The sequence below is a fragment of the Streptomyces sp. NBC_00271 genome (genome assembly GCF_036178845.1).
Lineage (GTDB): Bacteria > Actinomycetota > Actinomycetes > Streptomycetales > Streptomycetaceae > Streptomyces.
On sequence record NZ_CP108070.1, the window covers coordinates 6164270 to 6182436 of the forward strand.

15 protein-coding genes are annotated in these 18167 nt (G+C 69.9%); 9 read left to right on the forward strand and 6 right to left on the reverse strand.

What is annotated here, in order from left to right; all coding sequences use genetic code 11:
* Nucleotides 1-9 precede the first annotated feature (9 nt).
* On the forward strand, nt 10-684 hold the full coding sequence (locus OG798_RS28135) for a GntR family transcriptional regulator (protein ID WP_095853616.1): 675 nt from the start codon (nt 10-12) through the stop codon (nt 682-684).
* Entirely contained in the window at nt 681-1985 is a 1305-nt protein-coding gene (locus OG798_RS28140; protein ID WP_267062355.1) for an MFS transporter, read from the forward strand. The genes OG798_RS28135 and OG798_RS28140 overlap by 4 nt, the downstream gene beginning before the upstream one ends.
* 103 nt (nt 1986-2088) lie before the next feature.
* Here OG798_RS28140 and OG798_RS28145 read toward each other — a convergent pair whose 3' ends face one another.
* Nucleotides 2089-2913 (reverse strand): maleylpyruvate isomerase family mycothiol-dependent enzyme, encoded by an 825-nt coding sequence (locus tag OG798_RS28145; RefSeq protein ID WP_261691408.1) that lies wholly within the window; start codon nt 2911-2913, stop codon nt 2089-2091.
* A 154-nt stretch (nt 2914-3067) separates the two neighbouring features.
* On the opposite strand from OG798_RS28145, the gene OG798_RS28150 reads away from it, so the two are divergent.
* Nucleotides 3068-3862 (forward strand): carbon-nitrogen family hydrolase, encoded by a 795-nt coding sequence (locus OG798_RS28150; protein ID WP_097225331.1) that lies wholly within the window; start codon nt 3068-3070, stop codon nt 3860-3862.
* Nucleotides 3863-3914: 52 nt separating this feature from the next.
* Here OG798_RS28150 and OG798_RS28155 read toward each other — a convergent pair whose 3' ends face one another.
* Entirely contained in the window at nt 3915-4427 is a 513-nt protein-coding gene (locus OG798_RS28155) for an LURP-one-related/scramblase family protein (RefSeq protein ID WP_095857934.1), read from the reverse strand.
* 128 nt (nt 4428-4555) lie between these two features.
* Between OG798_RS28155 and OG798_RS28160 the strand changes: the two genes are divergently transcribed.
* A complete protein-coding gene (locus OG798_RS28160; protein ID WP_267062356.1) occupies nt 4556-6361 on the forward strand; it encodes an NHL domain-containing thioredoxin family protein in 1806 nt (601 codons plus the stop codon).
* A 24-nt stretch (nt 6362-6385) separates the two neighbouring features.
* On the opposite strand, the gene OG798_RS28165 is transcribed toward OG798_RS28160, so the two are convergent.
* The 3 genes from OG798_RS28165 to OG798_RS28175 form a co-directional block, all read right to left on the reverse strand.
* The gene (locus OG798_RS28165; protein WP_095853611.1) at nt 6386-6619 is read right to left on the reverse strand and encodes a hypothetical protein; all 234 of its coding nucleotides are present in this window, start codon (nt 6617-6619) and stop codon (nt 6386-6388) included.
* 78 nt (nt 6620-6697) lie between these two features.
* The gene (locus tag OG798_RS28170; RefSeq protein ID WP_328757877.1) at nt 6698-8050 is read right to left on the reverse strand and encodes a M18 family aminopeptidase; all 1353 of its coding nucleotides are present in this window, start codon (nt 8048-8050) and stop codon (nt 6698-6700) included.
* A gap of 212 nt (nt 8051-8262) precedes the next feature.
* Nucleotides 8263-10089: an acyl-CoA dehydrogenase gene (locus tag OG798_RS28175; protein ID WP_095853609.1), complete on the reverse strand. Its 1827-nt coding sequence runs from the start codon at nt 10087-10089 to the stop codon at nt 8263-8265.
* A 143-nt stretch (nt 10090-10232) separates the two neighbouring features.
* On the opposite strand from OG798_RS28175, the gene OG798_RS28180 reads away from it, so the two are divergent.
* The 3 genes from OG798_RS28180 to OG798_RS28190 all read left to right on the forward strand — a co-directional run bounded on the left by OG798_RS28180 (nt 10233) and on the right by OG798_RS28190 (nt 13010).
* The gene (locus OG798_RS28180; protein ID WP_095853608.1) at nt 10233-10697 is read left to right on the forward strand and encodes an SseB family protein; all 465 of its coding nucleotides are present in this window, start codon (nt 10233-10235) and stop codon (nt 10695-10697) included.
* A 123-nt stretch (nt 10698-10820) separates the two neighbouring features.
* Nucleotides 10821-11792 (forward strand): pirin family protein, encoded by a 972-nt coding sequence (locus OG798_RS28185; protein ID WP_097225328.1) that lies wholly within the window; start codon nt 10821-10823, stop codon nt 11790-11792.
* 126 nt (nt 11793-11918) lie between these two features.
* Nucleotides 11919-13010, forward strand: coding sequence for an AI-2E family transporter (locus OG798_RS28190; protein ID WP_267062358.1), 1092 nt, complete (start codon nt 11919-11921; stop codon nt 13008-13010).
* Here OG798_RS28190 and OG798_RS28195 read toward each other — a convergent pair.
* Nucleotides 12935-15130, reverse strand: a complete 2196-nt coding sequence (locus tag OG798_RS28195) for a SpoIIE family protein phosphatase (RefSeq protein ID WP_267062359.1) — start codon at nt 15128-15130, stop codon at nt 12935-12937. The two genes, OG798_RS28190 and OG798_RS28195, sit on opposite strands and share 76 nt — an antisense overlap.
* A gap of 173 nt (nt 15131-15303) precedes the next feature.
* Between OG798_RS28195 and aspS the strand changes: the two genes are divergently transcribed.
* Both aspS and OG798_RS28205 read left to right on the forward strand, forming a co-directional pair.
* The gene (gene aspS / locus OG798_RS28200; protein ID WP_054234171.1) at nt 15304-17067 is read left to right on the forward strand and encodes an aspartate--tRNA ligase; all 1764 of its coding nucleotides are present in this window, start codon (nt 15304-15306) and stop codon (nt 17065-17067) included.
* Nucleotides 17068-17195: 128 nt separating this feature from the next.
* Nucleotides 17196-18122, forward strand: a complete 927-nt coding sequence (locus tag OG798_RS28205; protein ID WP_121415571.1) for an intradiol ring-cleavage dioxygenase — start codon at nt 17196-17198, stop codon at nt 18120-18122.
* Nucleotides 18123-18167: the final 45 nt, after the last annotated feature.

Below are 18167 nucleotides of genomic sequence, written 5' to 3' on the forward strand. Positions count from 1 at the left end.
GATGTGCGCATGCCTGCCGCGCCGTCCGTGACCGCTCCGCCCGCCACCAAGCAACCCCCCGCCGCCGACCGCGTCTACGCCCACGTCAAGCGGGGCGTCCTGGAACGTCGTTACGAGGGTGGGACGCTGCTCACCGAGGGTGAGCTCGCCGAGGCCGTGGGGGTCTCGCGGACGCCGGTGCGCGAGGCGTTGCTCCGGCTCGAGGTCGAGGGCCTGATCAAGCTCTACCCGAAGAAGGGCGCGCTCGTCCTGCCCGTCTCCGCGCAGGAGATCGCGGACGTGGTCGAGACACGGCAACTCGTGGAGGAGCACTCGGTCCGCAAGGCCGTGCCCGCGTCGCCGTATCTCATCGCGCGCCTGGAGGAACTCCTCGCGCAGCAGAAGGAGCAGGCAGCCGCGGGGGACCTGGCCGGCGCCGCCGTCACCGACCGCTGCTTCCACGCCGAGATCGTCCGCAGTGGCGGCAACGAGATCCTCTCCCGGCTCTACGACCAGTTGCGCGACCGGCAGTTGCGGATGGGCGTCGCCGTCATGCACGCGCACCCCGACCGGATCACCAAGACGCTCACCGAGCACGAGGCGATCCTCGAAGCACTGCGGTCCGGCGACGCGGAGGCGGCGGTCGATATCGTCCACAGTCACGTCAGCTGGTTCTCGAACCTGGCGCGGGGAGAGGTTCGATGAGCTCCCACTCGGCCGTCTCGCTCCCCGGGGACCCGCCCGGCGGCCGCCGCGCGATCGGCGTCTGGGGCATCGGCGTCTCCGTCTACTTCGTCGCCGTCATCTTCCGTACCTCGCTGGGAGTGGCCGGGCTCGACGCCGCGGACCGCTTCCATGTGAACGCCTCCGCCCTCTCCACCTTCTCGATCCTGCAACTCCTCGTCTACGCGGGCATGCAGATACCCGTGGGACTGCTGGTCGACGGACTCGGCACCAAGAAGGTGCTGACCATCGGCGTACTGCTCTTCACCGCGGGCCAGTTGGGCTTCGCGTTCTCCTCCACGTACGGGATGGCCCTGGCCTCGCGCGCGCTGCTGGGCTGCGGGGACGCGATGACGTTCATCAGCGTGCTGCGGCTGGGCACGCGGTGGTTCCCGGCGCGGCGGGGGCCGTTGGTCGCGCAGCTCGCCGGTCTGGTGGGCATGGCGGGCAACCTGGTCTCCACCCTCGTCATCGCGCGGCTGCTGCACGGGGTGGGGTGGACGACGGCGTTCGCGGGCAGCGCGTTCGCCGGGGTCGTCGTCCTCGTACTCCTCCTTCTCTTCCTGAAGGACCACCCCGAGGGGCACGAGCCGGAACCGTTCCCGCACCAGGGGGCCGCGTATGTGCGGCGGCAGATCGCGGCGTCGTGGCGGGAGCCCGGTACGCGACTGGGGATGTGGGTGCACTTCACGACGCAGTTCCCGGCGATGGTCTTCCTGCTCCTGTGGGGCATGCCGTTCCTGGTCCAGGCGCAGGGGCTGTCGCGGGCGACGGCCGGTGAACTGCTCACCCTCGTGGTGCTGTCCAACATGTTCGTGGGTCTTGTCTACGGGCAGATCGTCGCCCGGCATCACGCGGCGCGGCTTCCGCTGGCGCTCGGGACGGTGACGGCGACGGCCGTGGTCTGGGCGAGTGTGCTGGCGTATCCCGGTGACCGGGATCCCCTGTGGCTGCTGGTCGTGCTGTGCGCGGTGCTCGGGGCGTGTGGGCCGGCTTCCATGATCGGGTTCGACTTCGCGCGGCCCGCGAATCCGCCGGAGCGGCAGGGCACCGCGTCCGGGATCACCAACATGGGTGGTTTCGTCGCCTCCATGACGACGTTGTTCGCGATCGGCGTGCTGCTGGACGCGACCGGGGACAGCTATCGCGTCGCCTTCTCCGCCGTGTTCGTCCTTCAGGCGCTGGGGCTGAGTCAGATCTTCCGGTTGCGGAAGCAGGCGGCGCGCAGGGAGCGTGAGCGGCTGGTGGCCAGCCGCGTGGAGACGGTACACGTCCCCGCGTAGCGCCCCTTCAGGAGCGCGGGGAACTGCCTGACCAGCCCCCGCCCACCCGCAGGCTCCCCTTCACCCGCAGGCCCCGATTCACCCGCAGTCGAAGAACCCCGCGCTACGGCGTGACCGCGAAGTTCCTCAGGATGGCCGTGGTCAGTTCCGGGTCGCCCTCCGTCTTGATGCGGTCGGAGACGGCGTCGGCCGTGACGCGGCCGCAGGCGAGACGGAAGTACGTCTCCCAGTCGAGGCTGAGGGTGGCGGCCGGGCCGAGCGAGGGGGCGCCGTCTATCGAGCCGCGTCCGTCCGCATCGACCCGTACCGTCCGCAGGAACTCCAGCGGCCCGTGGATGTCGAAGACGACCGCCGAGTTCGCGGGCGCCCCCGCGTCCTTGGCGACGACCTTGGGCAGGGCCCCGAGGAGCTTGTCGCGGACGATGTGTGCGCCGGGAGAGTCGAGGTTGCCGGGCACGCCGAGGGCCACCCGCAGGTCCTGTTCGTGCACCCATACGTCGAACGCACGCCTGCGCATCGCCTGTTCGAGGGTGATCTCGGTCCCGAGCGGCCCACGCACCTTGGCGTCCGGCTGCCGCGACTCGTTCCGCAGCTGACGGTTGCGGCGGATGATCGTGTACTCCAGCTCGGAGGTCATCTCCGGCGCCGTGTGGTGGCGGCGCACGTCGACCTGCATCTCCATGTACCGCTGGTGTTCGTTCGTCACGTGGTACAGGTCGCGGGGGAGCGTGTGGATCGGCCGCGGATCGCCCAGCATCTCGCAGTCGAGCCCGATGACATGCGAGACGAGATCCCGCACCGACCAGCCGGGGCAGGGCGTGCGCCGGTTCCACTCGCCTTCCACCAGCGGCGACACCAACTCGGATATCGCATCGACGGAGTGGGTCCAGGCGTCGGCGTAGGACTGAAGGCTGGGATGCAGACTCACGGAACGGGACCCCTCGGGCGGTTGGACGCGGGCAGTGCTCAGGCAGCGGGTGTCTTGGGACGCTAAGTTACGCTGCTGTGAGGCACCCCGGCAGTGCTTTCGTGTGACGATCGTAGGCCTGTATGGACGGCTCGAATGCCAGGACGGTGGTAGTGTGCGCGCCTCTCTCCTCCAGATCGACGTAAACGACGGCGAAACGGTCGATTCGCGTCGACGGCGTGTGGCGGCTCTGGTACGAGAACAAGCCGGAGTCGATCTGATCGTGCTGCCGGAGCTGTGGACCACCGGCGCGTTCGCCTACGAGGCGTTCGGTACGGAGGCGGAGTCCCTCGAAGGGCCGACGTTCGAGGCCATGGCGAAGGCGGCGAGCGACGCGGGCACCTGGCTGCACGCCGGGTCGATCCCCGAGCGGGACGCCGACGGCACGCTCTACAACACCTCCCTCGTCTTCACCCCCTCCGGCGACCTGGCCGCCGCCTATCGCAAGATCCACCGCTTCGGCTTCGACAAGGGCGAGGCCGTACTGATGGGGGCGGGCGGCGAACTGGTGACGGTCCGTCTGCCGGAGACCACCCTCGGCATCGCCACCTGCTACGACCTCCGCTTCCCCGAGCTCTTCCGCGGGCTCGTCGACGCCGGCGCCGAGACCCTCGTCCTCTCGGCCGGCTGGCCCGAGCGGCGCCGCTCCCACTGGACGCTGCTCGCGCAGGCCCGCGCGGTCGAGAACCAGGCGTTCGTTCTTGCCTGTGGAACGGCCGGCACGCACGCGGGCGTTCCCCAGGCCGGTCACTCGGTCGTGGTCGATCCATGGGGGGAGGTCCTGGCGGAGGCCGGGGCCGGGGAGCAGGTGCTCACGGTGGACTTCGACCCCGGCAAGGTCGCGACCACGCGGGAGCAGTTCCCGGCGCTGAAGGACCGGATGCTGGGACTGACGGCACCGCGCCGCTGAGTCAGTCCTTTCCCGGTCTTCTGGCCGCTCCGCTCCTCTCCTCTGGCCTTCCTCACCTCGGTCCGTCGAGTCCGTCCCCGCCCCGCTCCTTCTCCGCCAGGTGGATCACGCACACCGCCACCGCGATCAGCAGCGCGGGGTCCGCGTCCTCGCGGACGACGTCGACGCCGTACGTCTCCCGTACGTGCAGCCAACGGCGCGAGATCACCGCCAGCAGCTCACCCTCGTACTCGACGGCGAACTCGCGGTCGAGGATCTTGCCGCTGACGTCGAGTTCCGTACCGTCCACCAGGGACACCCGGTAGTGGTTGCGGAGCAGGGACAGCCGCTTGCGTCTGATCGTCGCCAGCGGTTCCCCGTCCCGCCCGATCACCATCGTGTCCCGCAGGGCGAACATCTTCTGGTGGATGTCGATGAGGACACGCCCGCGGGTGTCCTTCAGCTCGAAGGTGTCCCGCAGTCGCATCGCCTTGCCGTCGACGAGGAACACCTTGGTGCCGTGGTCGTCCTCGATCCAGTAGTCGTCACCGAAGCCGAGGAGCCGGTCGCGTACGAGGAATCTCATACCGGTACCGGTTCCCGGCAACCGCAAGATCATCACGCGTTCCTCGCGAAGGGGCCGGGTGTCGAGCAGGGGAGCGAAGTGAGGTGGGGAGTAAAACAGGGCTCAGCGGGGTGTGGTTGGCTTGATCCATGGCAAAGCGAGTGCGTGTCCGAGCCCCCGAACTGACAGGTAAGGGTGGCTGGATCAACACAGTCGGTGGACAGCTCGGCCTCACTGAACTCCGAGGCCGCATCGTAATTGTTGATTTTTGGACATTTTGTTGCGTGAACTGTCTGCATGTCCTGGACGAGCTGCGGGAGCTGGAGGAGAAGCACCGGGACACGGTGGTGATCATCGGGGTGCACTCGCCGAAGTTCGTGCACGAGGCCGAGCACCAGGCGGTCGTGGACGCGGTGGAGCGGTACGGGGTCGAGCACCCGGTGCTCGACGATCCCGAGCTCGCGACCTGGAAGCAGTACGCCGTGCGTGCCTGGCCGACGCTCGTCGTGATCGACCCCGAGGGATACGTGGTCGCGCAGCACGCCGGTGAGGGGCACGCGCACGCCATCACCCGCCTGGTGGAGGAGCTGGAGGCCGAGCACGCGGCCAAGGGGACGCTGCGCCGCGGCGACGGGCCGTACGTGGCACCCGAACCCGAGCCCACGACGCTCCGCTTCCCCGGCAAGGCCCTCGCCCTGCCGAGCGGGAACCTCCTGGTCAGCGACACGACCCGGCACCAGCTCGTCGAGCTGGAGGGCGACGGGGAGAGCGTCGTACGGCGGATCGGCTCCGGGGTGCGGGGGTTCGTGGACGGGTCGGCCGAGGAGGCCGGGTTCAGCGAGCCGCAGGGGCTGGCGCTGCTCGACGACGGTTCGGTCGTCGTCGCGGACACCGTGAACCACGCGCTGCGCCGCCTGGACCTCGCGACCGGCGAGGTCAGCACCCTCGCGGGGACGGGACGCCAGTGGTGGCAGGGCTCGCCGACGTCCGGCCCGGCGCGCGAGGTGGACCTGTCCTCGCCGTGGGACGTGGCGCTGTTCGGTGGAAAGGTCTGGATCGCCATGGCCGGGGTGCATCAGTTGTGGGCGTACGACCCGGAGGGCGCCACCGTCGGGGTCGCCGCCGGTACGACGAACGAGGGGCTCGTGGACGGGCCGGGGGCCGAGGCCTGGTTCGCGCAGCCGTCCGGGCTCGCCGCCACCGCCGACCGGCTCTGGCTCGCCGACTCCGAGACGAGCGCCCTGCGCTGGGTGGACCTCGACGGGAGCGTGCACACCGCCGTCGGCACCGGTCTTTTCGACTTCGGACACCGGGACGGAGCCGCCGAACAGGCCCTGCTCCAGCACCCGTTGGGTGTCACGGCCCTCCCCGACGGCTCGGTCGCGGTCAGCGACACGTACAACCACGCACTGCGCCGCTACGACCCCGCGACGGGCGAGGTGACCACGCTGGCGACCGACTTGAGGGAGCCCAGCGACGCGGTTCTCGTCGGGGACGACATCGTGGTCGTGGAGTCGGCGCGACACCGGCTGACCCGGCTGCGGCTCCCCGAGGAGGCCGTGCGGGTGGAGTCGGTGGCCCACCGCACCCAGCGCGCGGCGACCGAAGTGGCTCCGGGAGGGCTTCGGTTGGACGTGATCTTCCAGGCGCCGGCCGGCCAGAAGCTCGACACCCGCTACGGCCCGTCCACCAGACTCCTGGTCTCCTCGACCCCACCCGAGCTGCTGCTTACGGGCGAGGGCGCGGGAACCGATCTCTCCCGCGCCCTGGAGCTGAACCCGGCCGTCACGGAGGGCGTCCTGCACGTCTCCGCGATGGCGGCGTCCTGCGACGACGATCCCGCGAACGAGTACCCGGCCTGCCACGTCCACCAGCAGGACTGGGGCGTGCCGGTCCGCCTCACCGAGGGCGGCACGGACCGGCTGCCGCTGGTGCTGGCGGGCATGGCCGACTGACCGCCCCCACGTCCGTGGCGTCGGCTACACGCCGTAGCCGCCCCGGTGGTGCCGCTCCTCCTCGATCACCGGGGTGCTGGGCGGCATGACCACCCGGCGCCTCCTGGCGATGCTGCTGAACGTCACCACGCCGATCAGCCCGACGATCATGAAGATGAGGCCGACCAGGTCGAGGTTGACTCCCTTCATGTGCCAGTCGGTCGCGAATGTGAGGACCGCCCCCGCTGCGATCAGGATGATGCATCCGCCCAGGCTCATGGGTGTCGCCTCCTTGTAACCAACTCGGCTTCTCTCAGGCCCGGTCCGGGTACCCGGCGGCGCGCCGGGCATGCGGAACTAACCTTCCAGGAACGCCACCAGCGCGTTGGCCAGCAGGAACGGGTCGTCAGCGCCGCAGAGTTCGCGGACGCTGTGCATCGAGAGGATGGCCACGCCGATGTCGACGGTCCTGATGCCGTGGCGGGCTGCGGTGATCGGGCCGATGGTGGTGCCGCAGGGCATCGAGTTGTTGGAGACGAAGGACTGGAAGGGCACGCCGGCCTTCGCGCAGGCGGCGGCGAAGACCGCACGGCCCGAACCGTCCGTGGCGTAGCGGTTGTTGACGTTCACCTTGAGGATGGGGCCGCCGCCCGCCCGCGGGTGGTGCGTCGGGTCGTGCCGCTCCGCGTAGTTGGGGTGGACGGCGTGGCCGGTGTCGGAGGAGAGGCAGATGGTGCCCGCGAAGGCGCGCGCCCGGTCCTCGTACGAGCCGCCCCGCGCGAATACCGAGCGTTCCAGCACGCCGCCGAGCAGCGGACCGTCGGCGCCGGTGTCGCTCTGCGAGCCGCTCTCCTCGTGGTCGAAGGCCGCGAGGACGGGGATGTACGAAAGCCCCGACCCCGACCCCGAACCCGACCCGGAACCCGAACCGGAATCTGAACCGGAGGGGGAGCCCTCGCCCGTCGCCGCCGCGATCAGCGCCGCCGTGCCGGCGTGCACGGACAGCAGGTTGTCCATGCGCGGTCCGGCCACCAGCTCCTTGTCGCGGCCCAGGTACGCGGGCCGCTCGACGGAGTGGGTCATCAGGTCCCAGCCGGTGACCTCACCCGCCGACAGCCCCGACTCCTCCTCCAGGAAGGCGATCAGATCGCCCTCGCCGGGGTCGCCCAGACCCCAGACGGGCTGCAGATGACGCTGCTTGTCGAGCTTGAGGCCGTCGGTGGAGACGGAACGGTCGAGGTGCACGGCGAGCTGGGGCACGCGCAGCAGGGGCCGGTCGATGTTCACCAGACGCGAGGAGCCGTCCTTCAGCGTCAGCCGTCCCGCCAGCCCCAGGTCCCGGTCCAGCCAGGAGTTCATCAGCGGGCCGCCGTAGATCTCCACGGCGACCTGGCGCCAGCCGTGCGCCCCGCTGTCCGGCTGCGGCTTCACCCGCAGATTGGGGGAGTCGGTGTGCGCGCCCACGATCCGGAACGGGGTGTGAGGCTCGGCACCCTCGGGCACGTACCAGGCGACGATCGCGCCGCCGCGCAGCACGTACTTGCCGCCGCTCGTCCCCTCCCAGGCATCGGTCTCGGCGACCTGACGGAATCCGGCCTTCTCCAGCCGCTCGGCGGCGTTCGCCACGGCGTGGTACGGCGTCGGGCTCGCCGCCAGAAAGGTCATGAGGTCGTCGGTGTGGCCGCGGTCGAAGCGGGCGCTTGTGCTCATGGGTTCACCTTAACGAGGCCCGTGGGCCCGCTCCCGGCGATGGGGACGGCCCTTCGTAAGGGGGATGTGAAGGGCGGGCGACTGACTGGAGGGGCAGGTGTGCGAGGAGCGGGCCGCCGCCAGCCCCCTGTGGCCGCATACGGCGGCGGCCCGCCCCCGGAGATTCGCTCCGGGAACGGGCCGCCCACGACGATGCCCTCAGACCACGAGGATCAGAACGCCGCCTCGTCCAGCTCCATCAGGTCCAGGTCCACGCCCTCGGCGAGCTTGCGGGCGCCGGTGACGCCGGGCAGGACGTTGGCGGCGAAGAACTTCGCCGCGGCGATCTTGCCGGTGTAGAAGGGCCTGTCCTTCGCCGAGGCCGTCTCCAGCTTCTCGGCGGCCACGGCGGCACCGCGCAGCAGCAGGTAGCCGACGACCACGTCGCCGGAGGCCAGCAGCAGGCGGGTGGTGTTGAGGCCGACCTTGTAGATGTTCTTGACGTCCTGCTCGGTGGCCGCCAGGTCCGTGAGCATGAGGCCGACGATGGCCTCCAGCTCGACGGCCGCCTTGGCGAGCTGCTCGCGGGCCGCGGACAGGTCCTCGCCGCCCGTGCCGAGCGCCAGGAACTTCTTGATGTCCTCGGCGAGGGAGTTCAGCGCCGCGCCCTGGTTGCGGACGATCTTCCGGAAGAAGAAGTCCTGGCCCTGGATCGCGGTGGTGCCCTCGTACAGGGTGTCGATCTTGGCGTCGCGGATGTACTGCTCGATCGGGTACTCCTGCAGGAAGCCGGAGCCGCCGAAGGTCTGCAGCGACTGGGCGAGCTGCTCGTAGCCCTTCTCGGAGCCGTAGCCCTTCACGATCGGCAGGAGCAGGTCGTTGAGGGCCTCCAGGGCGGCGGTGTCCTCGCCGGCGGCCTCCTTGACCTGGATGTCGTCCTGGATCGCGGCGGTGTGCAGCACCAGGGCGCGCATGCCCTCGGCGTACGCCTTCTGCGTCATCAGCGAGCGGCGCACGTCGGGGTGGTGCGTGATGGTGACCTTGGGCGCGGTCTTGTCCATGAAGTTCGCGAGGTCCGGGCCCTGGACGCGCTCCTTGGCGTACTCCAGCGCGTTCAGGTAGCCGGTCGAGAGCGTGGAGATCGCCTTCGTGCCGACCATCATGCGGGCGAACTCGATGATCCGGAACATCTGGCGGATGCCGTCGTGCTTGTCGCCGATCAGCCAGCCCTTGGCGGGGTGGCGGTCGCCGAAGGTCATCTCGCAGGTGTTGGACGCCTTGAGGCCCATCTTGTGCTCGACGTTCGTCGCGTACGCGCCGTTGCGCTCGCCCAGCTCGCCGGTCTCGAAGTCGAACTCGTACTTCGGGACGAGGAAGAGGGACAGGCCCTTGGTGCCGGGGCCGGCGCCCTCGGGGCGGGCGAGGACGTAGTGGAGGATGTTCTCCTCCATGTCGTGCTCACCCGAGGTGATGAAGCGCTTCACGCCCTCGATGTGCCAGGAGCCGTCCTCCTGCTGGACCGCCTTGGTGCGGCCCGCGCCCACGTCCGAGCCGGCGTCCGGCTCGGTGAGCACCATGGTGGAGCCCCACTGCTTGTCGACGGCGATCTTCGCGATGTGCTTCTGGACCTCGGTGCCCTCCTCGAAGAGGATGCCCGCGAAGGCGGGGCCGGAGGAGTACATCCAGACCGCCGGGTTGGCGCCGAGCACCAGCTCCGCGTACGCCCAGATCAGGGAGCGGGGCGAGGTGGTGCCGCCGAGCTCCTCGGGCAGGCCCAGGCGCCAGTACTCGGAGTCCATGAAGGCCTTGTACGACTTCTTGAAGGAAGCCGGTACGGGAGCCGTGTTGGTCTCCGGGTCGAAGACCGGCGGGTTGCGGTCGGCGTCCGCGAAGGACTCCGCCAGCTCGTTCTCCGAGAGACGGGCCAGCTCGTCGAGGACGCTCTTGGCGGTGTCGACGTCCATCTCCGCGAACGGTCCGGTGCCGTACAGCTTGTCGCGCCCGAGCACCTCGAAGAGGTTGAACTCGATGTCGCGGAGATTCGACTTGTAGTGCCCCATGGCGACGGCTCCGTAAGGGATCGGGGAGGTGGAGGTACTCGCAGCCTCGTTACACGTACTGGCAAGTAGCTACGATGATGCTACCCGTCGGTAATAAGAATCAACCCCTGATGGCCCATATGTGGCCGACTACTCTTTGACCCATGTACGGCTACGACCAGAATGCGGGCGCCCAGCAGCAGTACGCCCCGCCGCAGCAGCAGATGCCCGGCGGTTACGGCCAGCAGCCGCCGCTCTACCCCGAGCCGTCCCCGCCCTCGCTGGCGGACGCGGTGCGGGCGTTCACCACGGGATCGATGTCCGCGGAGGACTTTCAGCAGGTCTTCGCGACGTCGAAGGTCTACTGTCCGCGCGGCGACAACCCCGGATTCCTGGCGCTGCACAACACCCAGCAGCCGGTCATCCCGATGTTCACCTCGCTCAAGGAGCTGCGCCGGTACGCCGGCAAGGAGTCCAAGTACTTCGTGATCACCGGCGCCGAGGTGATCGACCTGCTCCCCACCGGTTACGGCTTCGTCGTCGACATGGAGGGGGAGCACCGTATGGTCTTCGACGCGAAGGCCGTGGAGCAGATGGTGGACTTCGCCATGCGCCGTATGTACGGCTAGCGCCCGCTCCCCTACTCCTACGACAGTCCGGACGCCCGGAGGGAATGCCCTCCGGGCGTCCGTCGTTGTGGGTGGCAGAAAGTTCAACAATCAACTAAACTCGAAGCACAAGGAGGTACCGACATGCCTGCAGTGACCGTCGAGAACCCGCTGACCCTTCCCCGTGTGGTCGCGCCGGCCGACGCCGTGGACCGTCCCGTGCTCACCGTGACGACCGCGCCCAGCGGCTTCGAGGGTGAGGGCTTCCCGGTCCGCCGTGCGTTCGCCGGGATCAACTACCGCCACCTCGACCCGTTCATCATGATGGACCAGATGGGCGAGGTGGAGTACGCGCCGGGCGAGCCCAAGGGCACCCCTTGGCACCCCCACCGCGGCTTCGAGACCGTGACCTACATCATCGATGGCATCTTCGACCACCAGGACTCCAACGGTGGTGGTGGCACCATCACCAACGGCGACACCCAGTGGATGACCGCGGGCGCCGGCCTCCTGCACATCGAGGCCCCGCCGGAGTCGCTCGTCATGTCCGGCGGCCTCTTCCACGGCCTCCAGCTGTGGGTGAACCTCCCGGCCAAGGACAAGATGATGGCCCCCCGCTACCAGGACATCCGCGGCGGCTCGGTCCAGCTGCTGAGCACCCCCGACGGCGGCGCGCTGCTGCGCGTCATCGCCGGTGAGCTCGACGGGCACCAGGGTCCCGGCATCACGCACACGCCGATCACCATGGTCCACGCGACCCTGGCGCCCGGCGCCGAGATGACCCTCCCGTGGCGCGAGGACTTCAACGGTCTCGCGTACGTCCTCGCCGGACGCGGCAGCGTCGGTACGGGACGTCGACCGGTCCACACCGGCCAGACCGCCGTCTTCGGCGCGGGCGGCTCGCTGACCGTCCGCGCGGACGAGAAGCAGGACGCGAACACGCCGGACCTCGAGGTCGTCCTGCTCGGCGGACAGCCGATCCGCGAGCCCATGGCCCACTACGGCCCCTTCGTGATGAACACCCGCGAGGAGCTGCAGCAGGCCTTCGAGGACTTCCAGAAGGGCCGCCTGGGCACCGTTCCGGCGGTGCACGGAATGTCCGAGGGCGGGATCTGACCCCCTTCCGCTCGACCACGAAAGGCCCCGTCCGTACCCCGGACGGGGTTTTTCGTGTTGACGCCGTGTCACCCGGCCGGGCCGTCCCGGCGGGACGGCCCGGCCCTCGCGTGGTCGGGTGGAAGCGTGCAGCTACTCCCCGAGGGCGCCCGGCGGCTGGCCGCCTGGTGCGCCGTGATCCTGCTCGTCGCCGGTGTGGCGTGGGTCGGGATCCGGCTGTGCGGGGAGTTCCGCACGGCGGTCGTGCCCGTGCTGCTCGCGCTCCTCGGTACCGCGCTGCTCGGGCCGATGCACCGGCGGCTGGTGGACGTCGGGGTCAACCGGTCGCTGGCCGCGGGGCTCACCTGTGTCGCGGTGGTCGTGGTCGTCGGCGGCGCCGTCTACATCGTGGTCGCCGCGCTCATCGACAGCGGGGACCAGATCATCGCCTCGCTCAGGCTGGCCGCGCGGTCCGTCACCGAGCACTTCGGTGCGGCGGGCACCTCGCTCGACGACCTCGCCGCCCATGCCAAGGACCTGCTGACCAAGTTCGGCGGGACGGCCGCGTCCAACGTCATCAGTGGCGTGAGCGTGGTGGGTGAGTCCATCGCCATGGCCGTACTGGCCCTGCTGCTCGTCTTCTTCTTCCTCCGCGACTCCCACCGCGTCGTCGGGCTGCTGCGCTCGCTGGCGCCGCACGGCACCGCGGACACGGTGGAGGCCATGGCCCGCCGCGCCTTCGACGGTGTCCAGGGCTTCATGCGCGGGACCACGGTGATCGCCCTGATCGACGCCCTGTGCATCACGATCGGCCTGCTGATCCTGCGCGTCCCGGGCGCGGTCGGGCTCGGTGCGCTGGTCTTCGTGGGGGCGTACATCCCCTACCTCGGCGCGTTCCTCTCCGGCGCGGTGGCCGTGCTGGTCGCGCTCGCCGACCGGGGGTTCGTGATCGCGCTGTGGGCGCTCGGGGTCGTGCTCGCCGTGCAGGTCCTCGAAGGGCATGTGCTGCAGCCGGTGATCCAGAGCCGGACCGTGCAGATGCATCCGGCGGTGGTGATGCTGGCGATCACGGCGGGCGCGTCCGTCGCGGGCATCCTGGGCATGCTGCTCGCCGTACCGCTGACGGCCGCCGGGTTCGGGGTCCTCGCGGAGCTACGGAGCCACTACGAGTCGGCCTCCCCGTCTCCACCGGCCTCCCCGTCCCCACCGGACGCCTCGTCTCCACCGGACGCCTCGTAGAACTCGAACCAGATGCTCTTGCCCTCGCCCCGTGGGTCGACGCCCCAGGCGTCGGCGAGGAATTCCACGAGCATCAGCCCGCGCCCGGAGGACGCCAGTTCGCCCGGGTGGCGGCGGTGCGGCAGGTCGTCGCTGGCGTCCGTGACCTCGACCCGCATCCGGCGGTCGCCCGCACCGCCGGTCACCTCGGCGACGAGCAGCGCGTCGGCGTCGGTGTGGACGAGGACGTTGGTCAGCATCTCGGAGACGAGGAGGACCGCCGAGTCGCGCTGGTCGTCGGAGGCCCAGTCGTGCAGCATCTCGTGCAGCTGCCGGCGGGCCCCCGAGATCCGCTCGGGCTCGGCCTGCGCCACGGTCAGCGCGGTGCGTCGCACCGAGGGGGAGAGCAGGGCCTCGACCGTGTCGCCGTCCTCCTTGCCCTGCCGGCTCAGCAGCAGCACGGCGATGTCGTCCTCGCGCCGGTCGGCCAGCGGCCCCGGGGTGTGGTGCGAGGAGGGCCCGTGCACGCCCTGGACCAGCGCGTCGGCGAGCTCCTCCATGTCGCCGTCGTGGGACTCCAGGATGTGGCGGATACGGCGCCATCCGGTGTCGAGGTCGTGGCCGCCGGTCTCGATCAGCCCGTCGGTGCAGAGCAGCATGGTCTCGCCGGGTTCCAGGGCGAGCCGGGTCGTGGGGTAGTCGGCGTCCGGGTCGATGCCGAGCGGCAGTCCGCCCGCCGTGGGCCGTATCAGCACCGTCCCGTCCGCCATGCGTATCGCGGGGTCCGGGTGGCCCGCGCGGGCGAAGTCCAGGATGCCGGTCGCCGGGTCCACCTCGACGTACAGGCAGGTCGCGAAGCGCGGGTCCGAGGTGTTGCCGCCGCTCTCGCCGGTGGAGCCGTACGTCACCGAGTCCGTGATCCCGCACAGAAACCGTGAGGCCCGGGAGAGGACCGCGTCGGGCCGGTGGCCCTCGGAGGCGTACGCACGCAGGGCGATACGGAGCTGGCCCATCAGCCCGGCGGCGCGCACGTCGTGGCCTTGGACGTCCCCGATGACCAGGGCGAAGCGGCCGCTCGGCAGCGGGATCACGTCGTACCAGTCGCCGCCGACCTGGAGGCCGCCGCCGGTGGGGACATAGCGCGCGGCGACCCCCATGCCCGGCATCTGCGGGCCGAGGGTGGGCATCATCGAGCGCTGCAGGCCGTCGGTGAGTTCCCGCTCCGTCTCGGCGGCCACGGCCCGGGAGAGGGCCTGCGCGAGCATCCGGGCCACGGTCGTCAGCACGGAACGCTCGTCGGGCGTGAAGCTGACGGGGTAGGTGAAGGCCGCCATCCATGCGCCCATCGTGCGTCCGGCGACGGTCAGCGGCAGAAAGGCCCAGGACTCCCGCCCGAAGTGTTCGGCGAGCGGCCAGGAGACCGGATAGCGCTCCTTGTAGTCGTTCGGGGAGGAGAGATAGACGGCGCGGCCCGTGCGGACGACCTCCGCGGCCGGGTAGTCGGTGGCCAGGGACATATGGGTGAAGGGGCCCTCGTCTCCCGGCTTCTGCCCGTGGTGGCCGACGACGGTGAGCCGGTCTCCGTCCACGCCGAAGACGGCCAGCCCGTCCGGTGTGAACCCCGGCATCGACAGCCCTGCCGCGACCCGCAGTACCTCCGCCGTGGACCGCGCCTCGGCCAGCGCCCGCCCCGCGTCCAGCAGGAACGCCTCGCGCGAGCGTCGCCAGTCACCGGTGAGCGGGGTGCGCGCGGCGGTGGCCCCCGAGGTCTCGGTGACCTCCTGGAGGGTGCCGAACAGCATGAACTCCCCGGTCTCGGGGTCGACGGTCGGCTTGGAGCGGCTGCGCACGGTACGGATCACCCGCCCGTGCTCGTCCATGATCCGCAGCCGGACCTCGGCGAGCGTGTCCTCGGCGACGGCGAGCTGTACGACGCTGACGACCTCGTTCCAGTCGGCCGGGTGGAACCGGGAGCGCATGGCCACCTCGGTGACCGTCGTCCTTTCCGCGGGCAACCCGAGGAGCCGGGCGGCCTCGGCGTCGACGGTGACCTGCCCGTGTGCGTTGTCCCAGCGCCACACGCCGGTCGCAAGGGCGGCCAGTACGTCCCCTACGGCGGGCAGGGGCTCACCAGTGCGCATTGACCCACTGTATGAAGAGGTGATCGGAAGGTGCCACCGAGAGTATTCGGGGTGGTGATCTTTGGGCGGCCGGTACCCTTGGGGGATCCGGGCGTCGGCCCGGAAGTTTCACGTGAAACAGACCCAAGCTCATGTGAGACAGACCCCGATCCGCGAAGACTGGATGAACGACGATGCATCGGTACAGGTCCCACACCTGCGGCGAGCTCCGCGCCTCTGACGTCGGCAGCGACGTCCGGCTGAGCGGCTGGCTGCACAATCGCCGAGACCTGGGCGGCATCCTCTTCATCGATCTGCGCGATCACTACGGCATCACGCAGCTCGTCGCCCGCCCCGGCACGCCCGCCTACGAGGCCCTCGACAAGGTCTCCAAGGAGTCGACGGTCCGCGTCGACGGCAAGGTCGTCTCGCGTGGCGCGGAGAACGTCAACCCGGACCTGCCCACCGGTGAGATCGAGGTCGAGGTGAGCGAGGTCGAGCTGCTCGGCGCCGCCGCCCCGCTACCGTTCACGATCAACGCCGAGGACGGCGTCAACGAGGAGCGGCGCCTGGAGTACCGCTTCCTCGACCTGCGCCGCGAGCGCATGCACCGCAACATCCTGCTGCGTACGGCCGTGATCTCCGCGATCCGTCACAAGATGACGGCGCTGGGCTTCAACGAGATGGCGACCCCGATCCTCAGCGCCACCTCCCCCGAGGGCGCGCGCGACTTCGTGGTCCCCTCCCGTCTGAACCCGGGCAAGTTCTACGCCCTGCCGCAGGCGCCGCAGCAGTTCAAGCAGCTGCTGATGATCTCCGGCTTCGACCGCTACTTCCAGATCGCGCCCTGCTTCCGCGACGAGGACGCGCGCGCGGACCGCTCGCCGGGCGAGTTCTACCAGCTCGACGTGGAGATGTCCTTCGTCGAGCAGGAGGACGTCTTCCAGCCCATCGAGAAGCTGATGACGGAGCTGTTCGAGGAGTTCGGCGGTGGCCGTCATGTCACCTCGCCCTTCCCGCGCATCCCGTTCCGCGAGGCGATGCTGAAGTACGGCTCCGACAAGCCGGACCTGCGCGCCCAGCTGGAGCTGGTCGACATCACCGACATCTTCGAGGGCTCGGAGTTCAAGGCCTTCGCCGGCAAGCACGTACGCGCCCTGCCGGTGCCGGACGTCGCCGGTCAGACCCGGAAGTTCTTCGACGGCCTCGGCGACTACGCGGTCGAGCAGGGCGCGAAGGGCCTGGCCTGGGTCCGGGTGGGTGAGGACGGCTCGCTGACGGGCCCGATCGCCAAGTTCCTCACCGAGGACAACGTCGCCGAGCTGACCAAGCGCCTCTCCCTGGCCCCCGGCCACGCGGTGTTCTTCGGCGCGGGCGAGTTCGACGAGGTCTCGAAGATCATGGGCGCGGTGCGGGTCGAGGCCGCGAAGCGCTCGGGCAACTTCGAGGAGAACGTCTTCCGGTTCTGCTGGATCGTCGACTTCCCGATGTACGAGAAGGACGAGGACACCGGGAAGATCGACTTCTCGCACAACCCGTTCTCGATGCCGCAGGGCGGCCTGGAGGCCCTGGAGTCCCAGGACCCGCTGGACATCCTGGGCTGGCAGTACGACATCGTCTGCAACGGCGTCGAGCTGTCCTCCGGCGCGATCCGCAACCACGAGCCCGAGATCATGCTCAAGGCCTTCGAGATCGCGGGCTACGACCGTGACACCGTCGAGGAGCAGTTCGCCGGCATGCTGCGCGCCTTCCGCTTCGGCGCCCCGCCGCACGGCGGGATCGCCCCGGGCGTCGACCGCATCGTCATGCTCCTCGCGGACGAGCCGAACATCCGCGAGACGATCGCGTTCCCGCTCAACGGCAACGCGCAGGACCTGATGATGGGCGCGCCGACGGAGCTGGACGAGACGCGACTGCGCGAGCTGCACCTGTCGGTGCGGAAGCCGCAGCCGAAGTAGGCGGTTCGACCTCAGTCAGGCCGAAGGGCTCGAAACCGACGCCGGTTTCGAGCCCTTTCCCTTGCGCACCACGTTTCACAGCGCATTCCAATATTCTCCCAGGCATCCCACCTCTACCGTCCCGGGTCATGACGGATTCTCAAGTACCCGAAAACAGAGGGAAATTGGCTCGCCGTACGGTCCTGATGGCGAGTGGTGCGGCGGTGACCGCGGTGGGGGTCGGCGGCGCGCTGTCGGTGAACGCCTCGGCGGAGGAGGCCGCCCCGAAGACGCACGCTTCGGCGGAAACGTGCTACACGCTCACTTCGGAGCTCGTCGAGGGCCCGTACTACATAGACGCCGACAAGATCCGCCGGGACATCACCGAGGACCAGGAGGGCATCCCGCTCACCCTCGAACTCAAGGTGATCGACGCGGACACCTGCAAGCCGCTCAGGAACGCGGCCGTGGACATCTGGCACTGCAGCGCGACGGGCGTCTACTCGGGCTACGAGTCGAGCGGCAACGGCGGCGGTGGCCCGGCCCCGACGGGCCCGCCGCCCTCCGGCACCCCCACCGGCGAGCCTCCGACCGGCGGCCCGGGCGGTGGCGGCGGGGGCCACCAGGAGCCGACCGACGACGACCGCTTCCTGCGCGGCACCTGGCACACGGACCGGCACGGCCATGTCACCTTCAAGACGATCTTCCCGGGCTGGTACCAGGGCCGCGCCGTCCACATCCACACGAAGGTGCACGTGGACGGCACCTGGACCGACGCGGGTTACGAGGGCGGGCACACCTGCCACACGGGCCAGTTCTTCTTCGACGAGAAGTCGGTGCTGGCGTCGGCGGAGGTCGCCCCGTACTCCACCAACACCAGCACGCGCACCACGCTCACCGAGGACACGATCTACCCCCAGAACGGCCACACGGGCGGCCTCCTGTACCTGAAGTACGACAAGAGGAACATCGCGAAGGGGGTTCGCGCCCATTTGACGATGGGCGTGGCCCCGGACGAGACGCACGACAGCTCGGACACGCAGCCGAGCCCGTCGGTGTCGCCCTCGGCGAGCTGACCCACCAGCCCGCTCGAGTCGGGCCCGGAACTCCACTGGTTCCGG